The 14,667-nt window shown below is 72.0% G+C and carries 13 protein-coding genes and 1 tRNA gene; 4 read left to right on the top strand and 10 right to left on the bottom strand.

Annotation, left to right across the window (positions count from 1 at the left end; translation table 11 throughout):
• Positions 1 to 47: 47 nt before the first annotated feature.
• Together AB0F11_RS12445 and AB0F11_RS12440 are read right to left on the bottom strand one after the other, a co-directional pair.
• A tRNA-Met gene (locus tag AB0F11_RS12445) sits at positions 48 to 121 on the bottom strand.
• Positions 122 to 159: 38 nt separating this feature from the next.
• The gene (locus AB0F11_RS12440) at positions 160 to 3,048 is read right to left on the bottom strand and encodes a UPF0182 family protein (protein WP_362171556.1); all 2,889 of its coding nucleotides are present in this window, start codon (positions 3,046 to 3,048) and stop codon (positions 160 to 162) included.
• Between the two features lie 140 nt (positions 3,049 to 3,188).
• On the opposite strand from AB0F11_RS12440, the gene AB0F11_RS12435 reads away from it, so the two are divergent.
• Entirely contained in the window at positions 3,189 to 3,758 is a 570-nt protein-coding gene (locus AB0F11_RS12435) for a PPA1309 family protein (RefSeq protein WP_362171369.1), read from the top strand.
• A 32-nt stretch (positions 3,759 to 3,790) separates the two neighbouring features.
• On the opposite strand, the gene AB0F11_RS12430 is transcribed toward AB0F11_RS12435, so the two are convergent.
• From AB0F11_RS12430 to AB0F11_RS12415, 4 genes are all read right to left on the bottom strand, one after another.
• Complete coding sequence (locus AB0F11_RS12430) at positions 3,791 to 4,879, bottom strand: PDZ domain-containing protein (protein WP_362171366.1); 1,089 nt, start codon at positions 4,877 to 4,879, stop codon at positions 3,791 to 3,793.
• Positions 4,880 to 5,032: 153 nt separating this feature from the next.
• Entirely contained in the window at positions 5,033 to 5,230 is a 198-nt protein-coding gene (locus tag AB0F11_RS12425) for a hypothetical protein (protein ID WP_361908759.1), read from the bottom strand.
• Between the two features lie 187 nt (positions 5,231 to 5,417).
• Positions 5,418 to 5,879 carry a molybdenum cofactor biosynthesis protein MoaE gene (locus AB0F11_RS12420; protein WP_362171363.1) on the bottom strand — a complete coding sequence of 154 codons (462 nt, stop codon included), beginning with the start codon at positions 5,877 to 5,879 and terminating at the stop codon, positions 5,418 to 5,420.
• Positions 5,880 to 6,029: 150 nt separating this feature from the next.
• The gene (locus tag AB0F11_RS12415) at positions 6,030 to 7,070 is read right to left on the bottom strand and encodes an SDR family oxidoreductase (protein ID WP_362171360.1); all 1,041 of its coding nucleotides are present in this window, start codon (positions 7,068 to 7,070) and stop codon (positions 6,030 to 6,032) included.
• Positions 7,071 to 7,400: 330 nt separating this feature from the next.
• Here AB0F11_RS12415 and AB0F11_RS12410 point away from each other — a divergent pair, with 330 nt between their 5' ends.
• The gene (locus AB0F11_RS12410; protein ID WP_362171357.1) at positions 7,401 to 8,855 is read left to right on the top strand and encodes a zinc-dependent metalloprotease; all 1,455 of its coding nucleotides are present in this window, start codon (positions 7,401 to 7,403) and stop codon (positions 8,853 to 8,855) included.
• On the top strand, positions 8,852 to 9,394 hold the full coding sequence (locus tag AB0F11_RS12405) for an NUDIX hydrolase (protein WP_362171354.1): 543 nt from the start codon (positions 8,852 to 8,854) through the stop codon (positions 9,392 to 9,394). The genes AB0F11_RS12410 and AB0F11_RS12405 overlap by 4 nt, the downstream gene beginning before the upstream one ends.
• 69 nt (positions 9,395 to 9,463) lie before the next feature.
• On the opposite strand, the gene AB0F11_RS12400 is transcribed toward AB0F11_RS12405, so the two are convergent.
• The 4 genes from AB0F11_RS12400 to AB0F11_RS12385 form a co-directional block, all read right to left on the bottom strand.
• Complete coding sequence (locus tag AB0F11_RS12400; protein WP_362171351.1) at positions 9,464 to 10,219, bottom strand: AIM24 family protein; 756 nt, start codon at positions 10,217 to 10,219, stop codon at positions 9,464 to 9,466.
• A 19-nt stretch (positions 10,220 to 10,238) separates the two neighbouring features.
• Positions 10,239 to 10,919, bottom strand: a complete 681-nt coding sequence (locus tag AB0F11_RS12395) for an AIM24 family protein (RefSeq protein ID WP_361908788.1) — start codon at positions 10,917 to 10,919, stop codon at positions 10,239 to 10,241.
• 20 nt (positions 10,920 to 10,939) lie between these two features.
• Positions 10,940 to 12,682, bottom strand: a complete 1,743-nt coding sequence (locus tag AB0F11_RS12390; RefSeq protein ID WP_362171348.1) for a TerD family protein — start codon at positions 12,680 to 12,682, stop codon at positions 10,940 to 10,942.
• A gap of 103 nt (positions 12,683 to 12,785) precedes the next feature.
• Positions 12,786 to 13,331: a M48 family metallopeptidase gene (locus AB0F11_RS12385; protein WP_362171345.1), complete on the bottom strand. Its 546-nt coding sequence runs from the start codon at positions 13,329 to 13,331 to the stop codon at positions 12,786 to 12,788.
• A 199-nt stretch (positions 13,332 to 13,530) separates the two neighbouring features.
• Here AB0F11_RS12385 and AB0F11_RS12380 point away from each other — a divergent pair, with 199 nt between their 5' ends.
• Positions 13,531 to 14,661 carry a ThiF family adenylyltransferase gene (locus AB0F11_RS12380; RefSeq protein ID WP_362171342.1) on the top strand — a complete coding sequence of 377 codons (1,131 nt, stop codon included), beginning with the start codon at positions 13,531 to 13,533 and terminating at the stop codon, positions 14,659 to 14,661.
• Positions 14,662 to 14,667 lie beyond the last annotated feature (6 nt).

Below are 14,667 nucleotides of genomic sequence, written 5' to 3'. Positions count from 1 at the left end.
ACATGACGAAGGCCCGGATCCACCAGGATCCGGGCCTTCATCTTCAGTAGCGGGGACAGGATTTGAACCTGCGACCTCTGGGTTATGAGCCCAGCGAGCTACCGAGCTGCTCCACCCCGCGTCGGTGAAACCACAGTATCACGACGCGGGACGGGATCCTTACGGCTTGGGTGCCGGCTGCTTCGCCTCCGCGTCGATCGCCCGCTTCAGCGCCGCCTGCAGATCGGCCTGGGCCTTGCCGTACGCCGCCCAGTCACCGGCCTTCATCGCCTTGTCGGCCTCCTCCACGGCCTTCTGCGCATCCGCGAGCGCGGCCTTGACCGTCGGGTCCTGGGCCGTTTGCGGCGGGGTGGTCGTACCCGGGGGCGTGGTGGTGCCCGGCGGGGTCACCGGGGTCGTCGGCACCGTCGGCGCCTCCGCCCCGAACACCACGTTCAGCGCCTTCTCCAGCGAGTCCTCGAACGCGGTCTGGCCGCCGTACGTCACCAGCACCTTGCGCAGCAGCGGGTACTTCAGCCCCGAGCTGCGCACGTACACCGGCTCCACGTACAGCATCCCGCCGTCGAGCGGCACCGCCAGCAGGTTGCCGTACTCCACCTCGGAGTCGCCGCCGCGCAGCAGCCGGATCGACTCGGCGATCTTCGGCTCGGACTGGAACTTGCTCTGCACCTGCTTGGGGCCGTCGACCGGCTTGCTCGTCGGCAGCTTCAGGATGCGGATCTTGCCGTAGTCCGCCGAGCCCGGGTCGGCGTTCACCGCCATGAAGGCGCTCAGGTTGTCCCGCTCGTTCGGCGTGAACGTCGTCGTGAGCGAGAAGACCTGGTCCTTCTCCTTCTGGTCCGGCATCTTCATCGACAGGTAGTACGGCGGGACCGCCGTGCCGGCCTTGGTCGTCGGGTCGTCCGGGACGTCCCAGGCCTCGCTGCCGCTGAGGAAGGTCTGCGGGTCCGTGACGTGGTACCGGGTCAGCAGCTCGCGCTGGACCTTGAAGAGGTCCTGCGGGTAGCGCAGGTGGTCCATGAGCGGCTTGGCGATCTCGCTCTTCGGCTTGACCGTGCCGGGGAAGGCCTTCATCCAGGTCTTCAGGACCGGGTCCTCGGTGTCCCACTGGTAGAGGCTGACCGTGCCGTCGTACGCGTCGACGGTCGCCTTCACCGAGTTGCGGATGTAGTTGACCTGGTTCTCCTGCGCCACGACTGCGCGCTGGCTGTTGGTGAGGGAGTCCGCGGTGCTCTGGCCGAGCGTGGTGCGCGAGGCGTACGGGTAGCCGTTGGTCGTCGTATAGGCATCGACGATCCACTTGATCCGGCCCTCGACGACCGCCGGGTACGGGGCGCCGTCGATGGTCAGCCACGGGGCGACGGCCTCGACGCGCTCCTTGGGCGTGCGGTGGTACAGGATCCGCGAACCGTCGCCGATGGCACCGGAGTAGAGGATCTGCGGCTCGTTGAAGGTCAGCGCGTACGCCGCCCGGTTGATCGGGTTGTCGAGGTTGACGCCGGAGTCGCCCTTGTAGCTCGTCTCCTTCTCGCCCTTGTCGTCCGAGTAGTCGAGCTCCTTCTGCGGTCCGCCGACGATCGAGTACTGCTTCGTCTGCTCGCCGTAGTAGATGCGCTGCTCGAAGTCCGTGCCGAAGAGCCCCTTGGAGGGCAGGTCGGACTGGGTGAAGTCGGGGGCGCCCTGGTCGCCGACGGTGGTGCCCTTGGCCGCGACCACGCCGTAGCCGTGCGTGTACTTGAAGTGGTCGTTGATCCAGTTGTTCTTCGGGATGCCGCCGATGTTCAGCTCGCGCAGGCCGATCACCGTGTCCTGGCCGCTGTAGCGGTCCACGGCCAGCGTGGACGGGAAGGCGTAGTAGCCCTTGACCTGCTGCAGCTGTTGGAAGGCCGGGGAGACGATGTTCGGGTCGAGGAGGCGGACGCTGGCCGTGGTGTTGGCCGCCTGGCGCACCTTGGCCTTGTCGTCGCTCTGCGGCACGCCCTGGTAGTCCTTGACCTCGGACCCGTCGATCCCGTAGGCGTCGCGCGTCGCCTTGATGTTCTTCTCGACGTACTGCGATTCCTTGGCCTGCTCGTTGGGCTGGACCTGGAACTTCTGCACGATCGCCGGGTAGAGCCCGCCGATCAGGATCGCGGAGAGCACCATCAGGCCGAAGCCGATCACCGGCAGCTGCCAGGTGCGGCGCCACAGCGTCGCGAAGAACAGCACGGCGCAGATGGCGGCGATGGCGACGAGGATGGTCTTGGCCGGCAGGTAGGCGTTGGCGTCGACGTAGCGCAGGCCGGTCCAGTTGTCGGCGGCCTTGAAGTCGCTGGACTTCACGGCCAGGCCGTAGCGGTCGAGCCAGTAGGCGACGGCCTTCAGCGTGACGAAGAGGCCCAGCAGCACCGAGAGGTGTCCGGTCGCCGCGGCGGTGGCCCGGGCGCCGGGGCTGGTCACGCGCAGACCGCCGTACAGGTAGTGCACGACGACCGCGGCGATCACCGACAGCACGACCGCGGCGAAGCCGAAGCCGAGCAGGAAGCGGTACCAGGGCAGGTTGAAGGTGTAGAACGACACGTCCAGGTGGAACTGGGGGTCCTTCGTGCCGAAGGGCACCCCGTTCACGTACATCAGCCAGGTCTTCCACTGGCCCGCCGCCGAGGCGCCCGCGATCATGCCGACGAGCGCGGCGATGCCGAAGAGCAGCCACTTCCGGTACGGGGCGACGCTCATCCGGTAGCGGTCGAGGCTCTGCTGCTCCATCGACATGGCCGAGAGCGGCGGCCGCAGCCGGTACGCGAGCCAGATGTTCAGCCCGACCGCACCCGCCATCAGCAGGCCGAAGACGGCGAAGAGGCCGATCTTGGTCCACAGGGTGGTGGTGAAGACGGAGGAGTACTTCACGGAGCGGAACCAGAGCCAGTCGGTCCAGAAGCCCGCGAACATGATGAAGGCCATGCCCAGGACGGCCAGCACGCCCAAGGTCATCAGAAGCGTGCGGGCGCGCCGGGAGGGGCGGCCGACTCTCATCCGTGGCCCGGAAGGGCCTGAGCCGCGGTCCGGCATCTGGAAAGCCAAGGTGCGCACCTCGAAAGCTGGGTCTCGTTACTGGACATTTCTAAAGCTGGGCACCCGATCGTAGAGCCCACTCATGCAACTCACTGAGGCTTTGGCCAGTTCCCGGTATCCGCCGGAAAGGAGGCAGGATGTTGTCCATGTCCAACGTTTCCCCCTCCTCCGGCACCCCCATGGCGGCCAGCCCGCTGACCCGTGCCTGCCTCGAGATCGACGAGTACGCAGCCGGCCTCGGCTGGGACCAGCCGGCCCGGCTGTTCGCGCTGGTCGACACGGCCCGGCTGCGCAAGCAGGAGCCCCGCCTGGCGGCCCAGCTCGGCCTCGACACCGACGACGCGGGCCGGTCCTCCCTCACCCCGATCGAGCAGGACAAGCTGCCCGCCGGGACCGCTCTCGACAAGTTCCTCGGCACCGTCGCCTGGCCCGACGCGGTGGTCGGCTGCGCGCTGACCGTGGAGCGGCTGATGCTGCCGCCGTCCGCGGAGGCCTCCGTACCGGAGGGGCTGAGCGACAAGCAGCTCGCGAAGTGGGTCGCCGGGCACCCGGAGCGGCAGGAGGTCCGCCTGACCGTGGCCGTGCTGCGCGACGGCTCGCGCGAGTCGGCCGTACGGCTGCGCGAGAAGGACTCGCCGAACGAGGTGCTCACCGGCGCGAGCCTGGTGCCGGGGCTGGCCGAGGCGCTGGCCGCGACCTTCTCGTAGCGGCCGCCGACGTCCGCGGCCGGGGCGGGCGGTCAGGGCTTGTCGCAGCGCGGCAGCCCGGCCGTGTCCCCCTTGCCGATCTTCTCCACGGCCTGCTTCGCCTCGGCGAGGGTGGAGACCTTGACCAGGGTCAGGCCGCCGGGGGTGTCCTTGGCGGCCGCGGCGCAGTTCTCGGCGGGGGTCAGGAAGTACCGGGCGCCGGCCCTGCGGGCGCCGATGGTCTTCATCTCGATGCCGCCGATGGGGCCGACCTTGCCGGTCTCCTCGATGGTGCCGGTGCCCGCGACGAACTTGCCGCCGGTGAGGTCGCCCGGGGTGAGCTTGTCGACGATGCCGAGGGAGAACATCAGGCCCGCGCTGGGGCCGCCGACGTCGGCGAGCTTGATGTCGATCGGGAACGGGAAGGTGTGGGCGGTGCCCGCGCGGATGCCGACGATGGCGTGGCCGTCGTCCGGCGCCTTGCCCGTGGTGACCGTGAGCTCGGTGGTGCCGGTGGGCTCGCGGTGCGCCTTCTGGGCCTCGGCCGCCTCGGCGGCGGGCACGAGGGCGAAGGTGACGGGCTCACCCGGCTTGTGCTTGGTGACCAGCTTGGCCACGTCCCCGGGGGCGGTGACGGGGGTGCCGTCCACGGAGCGGATCACGTCGCCGGCGTGCAGCTTGCCCTCGGCGGGGCTGGCCTTGACGACGGAGGAGACCACGACACGGGTCGGGACGTCGATGCCGAGCTCCTTCAGGGCCGCCACCTTGGCGGCCTCCTGGGACTGGCTGAACTCCTCGGCGTTCTCCTGCGTGGACTGCTGCTCGGTCTTCCCGTTCGGGTAGAGGTTCTCGTGCGGGACGACGATGTTGTCGCCGGACATCCAGCCGTAGACCGCTTCGATGACGTTCATCTCGTAGTCCGCACCGGTGACGCGGACGGTCGTCATGTTCAGGTGCCCGGTGGTCGGGTACGTCTTGCGCTCGCCGATGCTGATGACCGGCTCGCCGTGCGAGTCGCCGAGCGTGTTCACGGTGGGGCCGGGGCTCATCTCGGAGTACGGGACCGTGGTGAACACCCCCGTGCAAAGCAGCGCGAACAGCATGAGGGTGGCGGCGAGCATCGTCGCAGTGCGGCGTGGCATGGATCGACAGTACGGGACGGCCCTTGGAGGCGGCCGCCGGGGCCGGTCCGCACAGGGGCCGGGCACGGAGGTCTCGGGGCGTTCTCGGCGAAGTATGGGAAGCTTCTCGGCGGAAGCCTCGGCGGAAGTCTCAGGCCGTTCTCACGGGACGCGTCAGACCGCGTCGGAACCGGAGTGGGCCGCTGCCTTCGCCCTGGTCTGCTCGGACCTGTCCATGGCCTCCCGGAACCGCGCGTACCCCGCCAGCTCGGATATGTCGCCCTGGGTGCGGTCGCGGGCCGCCCAGCTGCCCCATATCGCCGCGCCTATCGCGGCGACCAGCGGAATCAGCAACCACGCCAATGACGCCATGGACGTGCCTCCCTGCCCCGAAAGTACGTGTCGTCGTGGCTTCAACGCTCGTGCCCGTGGGGGGGTTACGCAAATCGAGGGCGTGTTGCGCGGCCGATCGGGTGGACAGTACTCCCTGCGTGGGACGGGGCCGCGGGCGGGGGGCCTGTGCGTCGCCCCCGCCCGGTACGGCGGCCGCGGGCCGGCGTCAGCAGGCGCCGACCCACTCCTCGGTGCCGTCCGAGAAGCGCTGGTGCTTCCAGATCGGGACCTCGTGCTTGAGGTCGTCGATGAGCATTCGGCAGGCCTCGAAGGCCTCGCCCCGGTGCGGGCAGGAGACCGCCACGACGACCGCGAGGTCCCCGACGGCCAGATCGCCGATGCGGTGGACGGCGGCCAGGGCGCGGACGGGGTACTTGTCCACCACGCGCTCGGCGATGCGGCGCATCTCGGCCTCGGCCGTGGGGTGGCAGGAGTAGCCGAGCGCGTCCACGTCGGCCCCGCCGTCGTGGTTGCGCACCGTGCCGACGAAGAGCGTCGTGCCTCCCGTGGCGTCGTCGCCGACGGCCTGGAAGACCTCGTCGATCGACAGCGGGGTCTCGCGGATCGCGAGCAGCCGGATCGGATCCGGAGCGGCCTGCTCGCCGGGGTGGTCGAAGTGCGGTGCCATGCAGCCATCGTGCACCACCGCTCTCATGTCGCGGTATAGCCGATTCGACCGGGTGTACGGACCAGGGGTATGGAGCCTCCTACAGGATCAGCGGCCGGGCGACGGGGCCGTACCGCCCCGGACGGGCCGCGGGCACCGGACGGGGCGCGGTCAGATGCCCCGGCGCCTGCGGGCCCGGCGGACCACGGCGGCGGCGCCCAGCAGGGCCACCGTCGCACCGGCGGCGCCCGCCGCGGTGGCGTCCTTGCGGCCCAGCCGGCGGCCCGCGACGGTGTGCCGGCCCGCGACCTCCTGGAGCAGCTCGGCCAGCACCTCCTCGTTGGTCCAGCGCGGCCGCCAGCCCGCCGCGTGCAGCCCGCTGACGCTGACCACCCACGGGTGCATCGTGTACGCGAGGTCGCCCGCCGGGGACGGCGTCAGCCCGATCCGGTGCAGCCGGGCCGCGGCCCCCAGCGCCACCGCCGAGGGGAGCTCCATGCGGCGGATGCCGCTGAGCTCCTCGACCTCCTCCTGCTCCAGCCAGCCCTCGCAGCCGACCGCGAGCTCGCCCTCGACCTTCTCCAGGGCGGCGTACTCCAGCGCGCTGACGAGGTCCTCGACGTGGCAGAACTGCCAGGTCGGGCGGGATCCGGCGACCACGAGCAGGCGCGGGGACTCGAAGTAGCGGGTCAGCGCCGTGTCCGTACCGCCGACCAGCACGGCCGGGCGGATCACCGTGACGTTCAGCCCGGGGTGGGCGCGCGGCGCGCGGCGGCCCAGCCGCTCGATCTCCAGCAGGTCGCCGACGCCGGTGGCCTCGGCCGTGGCCCGCAGCTCGGAGTCCTCCGACAGCGGGATGTCGTTGTCCGGCAGCGCTCCGTAGACCATCGCGGAGGTGCACAGCACGACGCGGCGCACCCCGGCCGCGGCGGCCGCCGTCAGCACCGTCTGGGTGCCGCGCACGTTGTACGCCGTACGGGCCGCCGGGTCGGTCTCGAGGTCGAGGTCGAGCGCGAGGTGGACGACCACGTCGCTGCCGCGCAGCTTGTCGGCGATCGCGGGGTCCCGTACGTCCAGGACGTGCCACTGGGCGTCCGCGCAGTCGCCGCGCCGCTCGTCGATCGCGACGACCTGCTTGACCTCCTCGGAGGCGGCCAGGCGGCTCACCAGGGCCGCGCCGACGCCCGACGCGGCGCCGGTCACGGCGATCACCGGGCCGGACCGCCGGTGAGCCGGGTGGTTTCGCGGCTGGCGAACACCCTGGGCGCTGTCGCCGTGCTCAGGGCGGTTCTCGTCGTCGAGCGGCGCACGGCCGTGCTTATCCGAAAACTGCGGATCCGGGGAACTCACCAGGCGTCTCCAGCGGTTGTCTTCAGTGGGGACGCGCCGTGACGCGTACCCACCAGGTGATGTCCATCCTGCCGCAGCCCAGGAGTCGGCGGAGCACCGAGCCCGGAACCGGGTGTGGTGTCTACGCTGGGTGGTGTTGTGGGACCACTTGCCCGCCGGCACCGCCGGCGGCCCTACGAGCCGAGGAAACCCGTGAGCGACACCCCATTCGGATTCGGCCTTCCGCCGGAGGAGCCGGAGAGCGGCGACGAGGGCAAGAAGAAGGGCGGCGGCCAGGGCGGCCCCAATCCGTTCGGGTTCGGCGGCTTCGGCCTGCCGGGCGGCGGCGGCGCGGGCGGGCAGGGCGGCGCGGACAACCCCTTCGCCGCGATGTTCGGCCAGATGAACCCGGCGGACCTGGGCGCTGCCTTCCAGCAGCTCGGCCAGATGCTGAGCTACGAGGGCGGTCCCGTGAACTGGGACATGGCCAAGGACATCGCCCGCCAGACCGTCGCCCAGGGCACCTCGGACGGCGTGAAGGACACGAGCGTCGGCATCGCGGAGCAGTCCGCCGTGGCGGAGGCCGTGCGCCTCGCCGACCACTGGCTGGACGACGTGACCTCGCTGCCCTCCGGCGCGACCACGTCCGTCGCGTGGAGCCGCGCCGAGTGGGTCGAGGCGACGCTGCCCGTGTGGAAGGAGCTCGTGGACCCGGTCGCCGAGCGCGTCGGCGCGGCCATGGGCAGCGTCCTGCCCGAGGAGATGCAGGCCATGGCGGGCCCGCTGCTCGGCATGATGCGCTCCATGGGCGGGGCCATGTTCGGCCAGCAGATCGGCCAGGCCGTGGGCGTGCTCGCGGGCGAGGTCGTCGGCTCGACCGACATCGGCCTGCCGCTGGGCCCGGCCGGCAAGGCGGCCCTGCTGCCGCTGAACATCGAGAGCTTCGGCAAGGACCTCGGCGTCCCGTCGGAGGAGGTGCGGCTGTACCTGGCCCTGCGCGAGGCGGCGCACGCCCGGCTGTTCGCGCACGTGCCGTGGCTGCGCTCGCACCTGTTCGGCGCCGTCGAGGGGTATGCGCGCGGCATCAAGGTCGACACCTCCAAGCTGGAGGACGTGGTCGGCCAGATCGACCCGACCAACCCGGAGCAGCTGCAGGAAGCCCTCCAGGGCGGCATGTTCCAGCCGCAGGACACCCCCGAGCAGAAGGCCGCGCTGGCCCGTCTGGAGACGGCCCTGGCGCTGGTCGAGGGCTGGGTGGACGCGGTGGTGCACGAGGCGGCCAAGCCGCGGCTGACCTCGGCGGACGCCATGCGGGAGACCATGCGCAGGCGGCGCGCCTCGGGCGGCCCGGCGGAGCAGACGTTCGCGACGCTGATCGGGCTGGAGCTGCGCCCGCGCCGGCTGCGGGACGCCTCGCGGCTGTGGGCGTCGCTGACCGACGCGCGCGGCGTGGAGGGGCGCGACGGTCTGTGGGAGCACCCGGACATGCTGCCGACGGCCTCCGACCTCGACGACCCGGACGGCTTCGTCCACCGCGAGCAGCTGGACTTCTCCGAGATCGACAAGATGCTCGGCGAGGCCGCGCAGCGGCGTGACCAGGGCGACCAGGGCGACCAGGGCGACCAGGGCGACCAGGGCGACCAGGGCGAGGGTGGAGACAAGAAGTGAGCCTGTACGAGGACGCCGTCCTGGTCCTGAAGGGGTACGAGGGCCGGGACGAGCAGCAGAGCGCCCTGCGCGAGGTCTACCTGGAGCACCTGGCGGCGCATCCGGACGGGGTCTACAAGCCCTGTCAGGCCGGGCACGTCACCGGCAGTGCGCTGGTGATCGACCCGGTGGGCGGCCGCGTGCTGCTGACCCTGCACAGGAAGCTGGGCCTGTGGCTGCAGATGGGCGGGCACTGCGAGCCCGGTGACGCCACGCTCGCCGGGGTCGCGCTGCGCGAGGCGGTCGAGGAGTCGGGCATCGGCTCCGGGCTGACGCTGCTGGCGGGCGGGCCGGTGCGGCTGGACCGGCACCCGATCCCGGCGCCGTGCAACTGGCACCTGGACGTGCAGTACGCGGCGCTGGCTCCGGCCGGCGCGGTGGCGGAGATCAGCGACGAGTCGCTGGACCTGCGCTGGTTCCCGTACGAGGAGGTCGCGGCGGTGGCCGACACCTCGGTCGTGCGGCTGGTCGAGGCGACCCGGGCGCGGCTGGGCGCGTGAACGCGTGAACTGACGCCGCGAGGGGCGGGGCCGCCGGTGCGGCCCCGCCCCTCGGCGGTGGTGCGGCGGTCAGTTCCAGACGTTGTTCTGGTTCTGGGCGTGGGCCCCGTGCTGGCCCATGCCGAACTGCGCGGCGAGGCCCTGCCCGAGCTGGGCGCTCTGCGGCGGCAGCACCTCGCTGGGCTGCACCAGCGCGAAGCCGGTGCCGAGGAAGCTGAGCTCCCAGCCCTCGCCGGTGTTGCCACGGCGGCGCCAGACGCCCGAGGAGTGCGTCTGGGCCTGCATCTGCACGCGCAGCGAGGTGGACCAGGCGACGATCGCGTCGGCGTCCGCGTTGACGTACTTGTCCGGGGTGACCTGCATCATCAGCGGCTGCCCGGAGGTCATCAGCGCGACCTTGCCGCGGCCGGTGATGTTGAGCTGGTACTTGCCGGAGCCGGAGATCCCGTACTGGCTGTCCACCGCGATGACCTCGGTGTGCAGGGTGGAGTCCATGGCCAGGACGTAGCTGCTGTCGACGGTGAGGCCGTCCTGCTCCACGTCGAGGACGTGCACGTGCTGGGCGAGGTTGGCGAAGTAGACCGTGCCCTGCCCGGAGCAGCGCATCAGGTCGAGGCCCTCGCCGGTGCGGCTGCGGGCGTTGCGCTGGTTGTTGGTCTGGTATTCGCCGTCGAAGTCCATGATCCCCTGGTAGGCGACCATGGAGCCCTTGCGGGCGAGTACGTCGTCTGAACCGGCCAGGGTGACCCGCAGCAGCTGCGGGTTCTGGACGGTGTACCGGTCCTGGGACTGCTGCTCGGCGTGGCCGAAAAGTGAGCTCTGCATGATGTGTGTCCGCTCCCCCTCAGCCCCGGGTCCGGAGCCGGTCGGTGCTGTCCTCGCTGGGCTGTACGACGACGATCCCCTGGCCGGAGAAGGCCATCTGGTAGGCCTCCCCGCTGCCGCGGCCGATCATCGACGAGGCCTTGAAGCTGCGCTTCCCCTTCACCTTGAGGTTCGGCGACCAGGCGACGAGCGCGTCCGGGTCGACGTACGTCTCGTCCTCGCCGCGGCCGCAGTCGACGACGATCGGGGTGCCGCGCGAGGTGATCGCGACCCAGCCGGTGCCTGAGATCTGCACGTTGAACAGGCCCTGGCCGGCGAACTTTGCCATGCCCTTGACCCGCTCGACGCCCCACTGGAGGTGGGCGTCGAAGGCGAGGACGTTGGTGCCGTTGACCGAGAGGGCGTCGTTGTTCAGGTGGATGACGACGACGTCGGCGCCGTAGTCGGCGAGGTAGAGCAGGCCGTCGCCGGTGCACTTCATCAGGGGGGCGCCCTCGCCGGTGAGCCACTGCGAGGCCATCTGGCGCAGGGCCGGCGGGTTGGGCTCGTACTGGACGAAGCCCTCGTAGGCGACCATCGAGCCGGTGCGGGCGAAGAGGTCCTGGCCGCTCTGCATGGCGACCTTGAGCATGGCGCGCCCGTGGTTCTCCATGCGGGCCGTGACGGGGGTGGGGGCGTAGCCCGCGAGCTGCTGGTTCATTGCGTTCATGACGGGCTCCCTCAGACCTCGTACGGCTGGACGACGATGAAGTTGCCGGGGGCGCCGCGGAACTGGAGGTTCACGGTCTCCCCGCTGTGGCCCGGGTAGGCGTTGCGGCGCAGCCGGACCTGGCTGGAAACGATCACCTGGGAGGCCGCGGACCACGCCACGATGGCGTTGCTGTCGGCGAAGGTGGTCGGCGTCACGGGCAGGACGACGGGGGTGCCGTGCGTCTTGACGATCACGGTGCCGGTGCCCTGGAAGAGCATGGTGAACAGGGCGCCGCCGGGGATCCCGTGGCCCTCGATGCGGCGGACCTCGTGGTGGAGGGACTCGTCGAAGGCGAGGACGCTCTCGGAGGAGACGCAGATGCCGTCGCCCTGGAGCTCGATGGCGTGCAGGTGGGCGCCGTTCTCGGCGAGGAAGACCTGGCCGCGGCCGCTGCAGCGCATCAGCTGCATCTCCTGGCCGGTGGCGTTGCCGACGATGCGGCCCGCGAAGCCGGCTCCCTTGTAGCTGAAGTCGACCTTGCCCTGGTACAGGACCATGCTGCCCTGGCGGGCGAGCACGGGCTGGCCGCCCATCGCCAGGTCGACGCGCATGAGCTGCTGGTTCTGCGCCGTCCAGCGGGCGCCCGTGGGCACCTCCTTGTACGGCTGGAGTGCGGCGCCGAGGCCGCCGCCGGGGGCCTGCGGGGCAGCCTGGCCGTAACCCGGCTGGGGCTGCTGGCCGTACGGGGGCGGCTGCTGGCCGGGGACCTGGCCGTAGCCGGGCTGGGGCTGCTGGCCGTAGGGCGCGGGGGCCGGGGCCGGCGGGGGGACCTGGCCGTAGCCGGGCTGCTGGTGGCCGTAACCGGGCTGAGGGACCTGGCCGTAGGAGGGCGGGCCCGGCTGCTGCGGCGGGTGGGGCGGCTGTCCGTACGGGGCGGGGGCCTGCGGCGCCTGCGGGGTGACGGGGCCCACCATGGTGGGCGCCGAGTGCACCGGGGCGGCCGGGGCCGGCTGCTGGTACTGCGGGGCGGGCGCCTGGGGCTGCGGGGCCTGGGGAGCCTGCGGGGCCTGGGGCGGCTGGGGAGCCTGAGGCGCCTGGGGCGGCTGGGGGGCCTGGACCGGAGCCCCGAAGGACGGGGCGGGGGCGGGGGCGGGGGCGCCACCCGGCGGCGGGGCGAATCCGGGGGCGCCGGCCGGGGCCGGGGCGGCCGGCTGTGCCTGCGCCTGCTGCTCCTGCTCGTCCTCCTCGGCGACCTCGCCGCCGAAGTTCTTCAGCAGCGCTGCGAGTCCGCCGTCGAAGCCCTGGCCGACGGCGGCGAAGCGCCACACGTCCTTGAGGTAGAAGTCGCCGAGCATCACCGCGCGCTCGGTGCTGAACTCCGCGCCCGTGAAGGAGTACCGCACGACCTCCTCGCCGCCGGCCACGATCCGGATGTAGCCCGGGCCGATCTGCGACATCTGGCCGGCGCCGTCGATGGTGGCGGTGAAGGACAGCTTGTGGATGGCGGCCGGGATGCGGTCCAGCGTCACCCGGAACGACTCGGTGTCGCCCGCCTGCGGGCCGAGCTGCTGGATGGACTCCTCCGGCGACTTCGGCTGGTTGTAGAAGACGAAGTAGCGGTCGTCCGACAGCCGCTCATCGGCGTCGAGGCCGAAGCAGCTGATGTCGAAGGCGAGTCCCGGCCCGGCGATCTGGACGCCCACGTACAGATCGGTGCCTGCCGTCAGATCGCTGATCCTGGCCTTGTGACCGCGTTGGAATTCCCTGGCCATACGTAACGACCGTCCCCCATCCCGACAGTGGATTGCGTGCCGCTCAGGCTAGCCCCATCCGCGGACATCCGGCCAAGTCGGTACCGACCCGGTACACGGCGCCTCACCCGCCGCGGGGCTCCGGGACCTTGGGGAGGCGCTCGGCGGCGGCCACCCCCTCCAGGTAGCCGCGGGCCCGCTCGGTGCGCGGGTAGGCCTCCAGCAGCTCCCAGAAGCGCGGCCCGTGGCCCGGTACGAGGAGGTGGGCCAACTCGTGCAGCAGCACGTAGTCGACGACGTACTCCGGCATCCCCTGGAGGCGGTGCGAGAGGCGGATGCTGCCCTCGGCGGGGGTGCAGGAGCCCCAGCGGGTGTTTTGGTTGGTGACCCAGCGCACGGAGCGCGGGCGGGCGCGGCCGCCGAGGTACTGCTCGGACAAGCGCTCGGCGCGCCCGGTCAGTTCGGCGTCCCCGAGGGTGCGCCGGCTCTCCTGCGCCGCGAGCCTGTCGAGCATGACGCCGACCCAGCGCTGCTCCTCGGCCTCGGACATCCGGGCAGGGATGAGCACGACCGTACGGTCACCCTCGCGGTAGGCGGACACGGTCCTGCGGCGACGCGCGCTCCGGCGGACTTCGACGGCGCGCTGCATGGGGTCGGCGGACACGCCCATGACCGTACCCGCTCGCCGCGGCCGACGTCCCGCCGCTCCACGGTTCGAACATGATCGATTCGAAGCCGGTGTGGAATGCACCCTCAATCTCCATCTCATATGCCTTATAGGGGCTGCCTGTGGACAAATGCGCGCACGGATCGCGGAGGGCGGGCACTCTGCGGGGGACGGCAGAACGTGTGCGGGAGGGGGCAAGGCCATGTATCCGAAGGTGAAGCCGGCGCTGGCCAGGGCGTGGCGGGATCTTCAGACGGTGCAGTTCGGGGTGACGCCGGCGCATGCGGTGGTGCTGGGTCCGGTGGACACGGCGACCGGGTCGCTCATCGACCGGATCGACGGGACGCGGGGCATGGACCGGCTGCGGGCGGAGGGGTCGGGGATGGGCCTGCCGGAGGGGCAGGTGGACGCGCTGGTGCGGCGGCTGGCCGCGGCCGGGCTGGTCGACGACGCCACGGCGGGCGGTCCGCAGGCCCAGGCGGTTCGCAAGCGGCCGGAGACACTGGAGCGGCTGGGGCCCGACCTGGGTTCGCTGTCCCTGGTGCACCGTGAGCCGGGCGGGGACCTGCGGGGTGTCGCGGCGCGGCGGAGGTTACGGGTCCAGGTGCGCGGCAGCGGCCGCGTCGGCGCGATGATCGCCGCGGTCCTGGCGGGAGCCGGTGTGGGGCGGGTCGAGGTGCTCGACGGGGGCCGGGTGGAGCCGGCCGACGTGGCCCCTGGCGGGCTCGGGCCCGGCAGCATCGGCCGGCTGCGCGCCGAGGCCGCGGCGCGGCTGGTGCGCGAATCGGCTCCGGGGCGGGCGCCCGGGGCCTCTGAGCGGGAGGGCCCCGAGGGGGCGACGGCCCTGGTGGTGGTCGCACCCCGGGACGGGTTGCAGTCCTGGGCCCCCGACCCCGGCACCGCGGCCGACTGGATCGCCGCCGGTACCCCGCACCTGTACGCCGGGGTGCTGGAGGGCACCGGGCTGGTCGGGCCGCTGGTGCTGCCGGGGGTCACGGCGTGCGCGGGCTGCATGGAGCGGGAGCGCATCGAGCGGGACCCGGCCTGGCCGCGGATGCTCGTGCAGTGGCGTTCGGCGCACCGCCGGCGGGCCACCGCCGCCTGCGACCTGGGGGTGGCCACGGCGGTGGCCGGCCTGGCCGCGGCCCATGCGCTGTCGTTCCTGGACGGGGAGCTCCCGGCCTCCACCGCGGCCCGCTGGGAGGCCGCCCTGCCGGGGCTGCACTGGGAGCGCACCGCGGTCCGGCCCCATCCGGACTGCCCGTGCGCGGCGGCCTCGCTCGCTGCGGAGCAGGAACCCTCGGCGGAGCAGGAGCAGGAGGTCCGGCCGTGAGGCGGC

This window comes from Streptomyces sp. NPDC032472 (genome assembly GCF_040636955.1).
Classification (GTDB): Bacteria; Actinomycetota; Actinomycetes; order Streptomycetales; family Streptomycetaceae; genus Streptomyces.
This window is presented reverse-complemented; position numbering and strand designations above follow the sequence as displayed.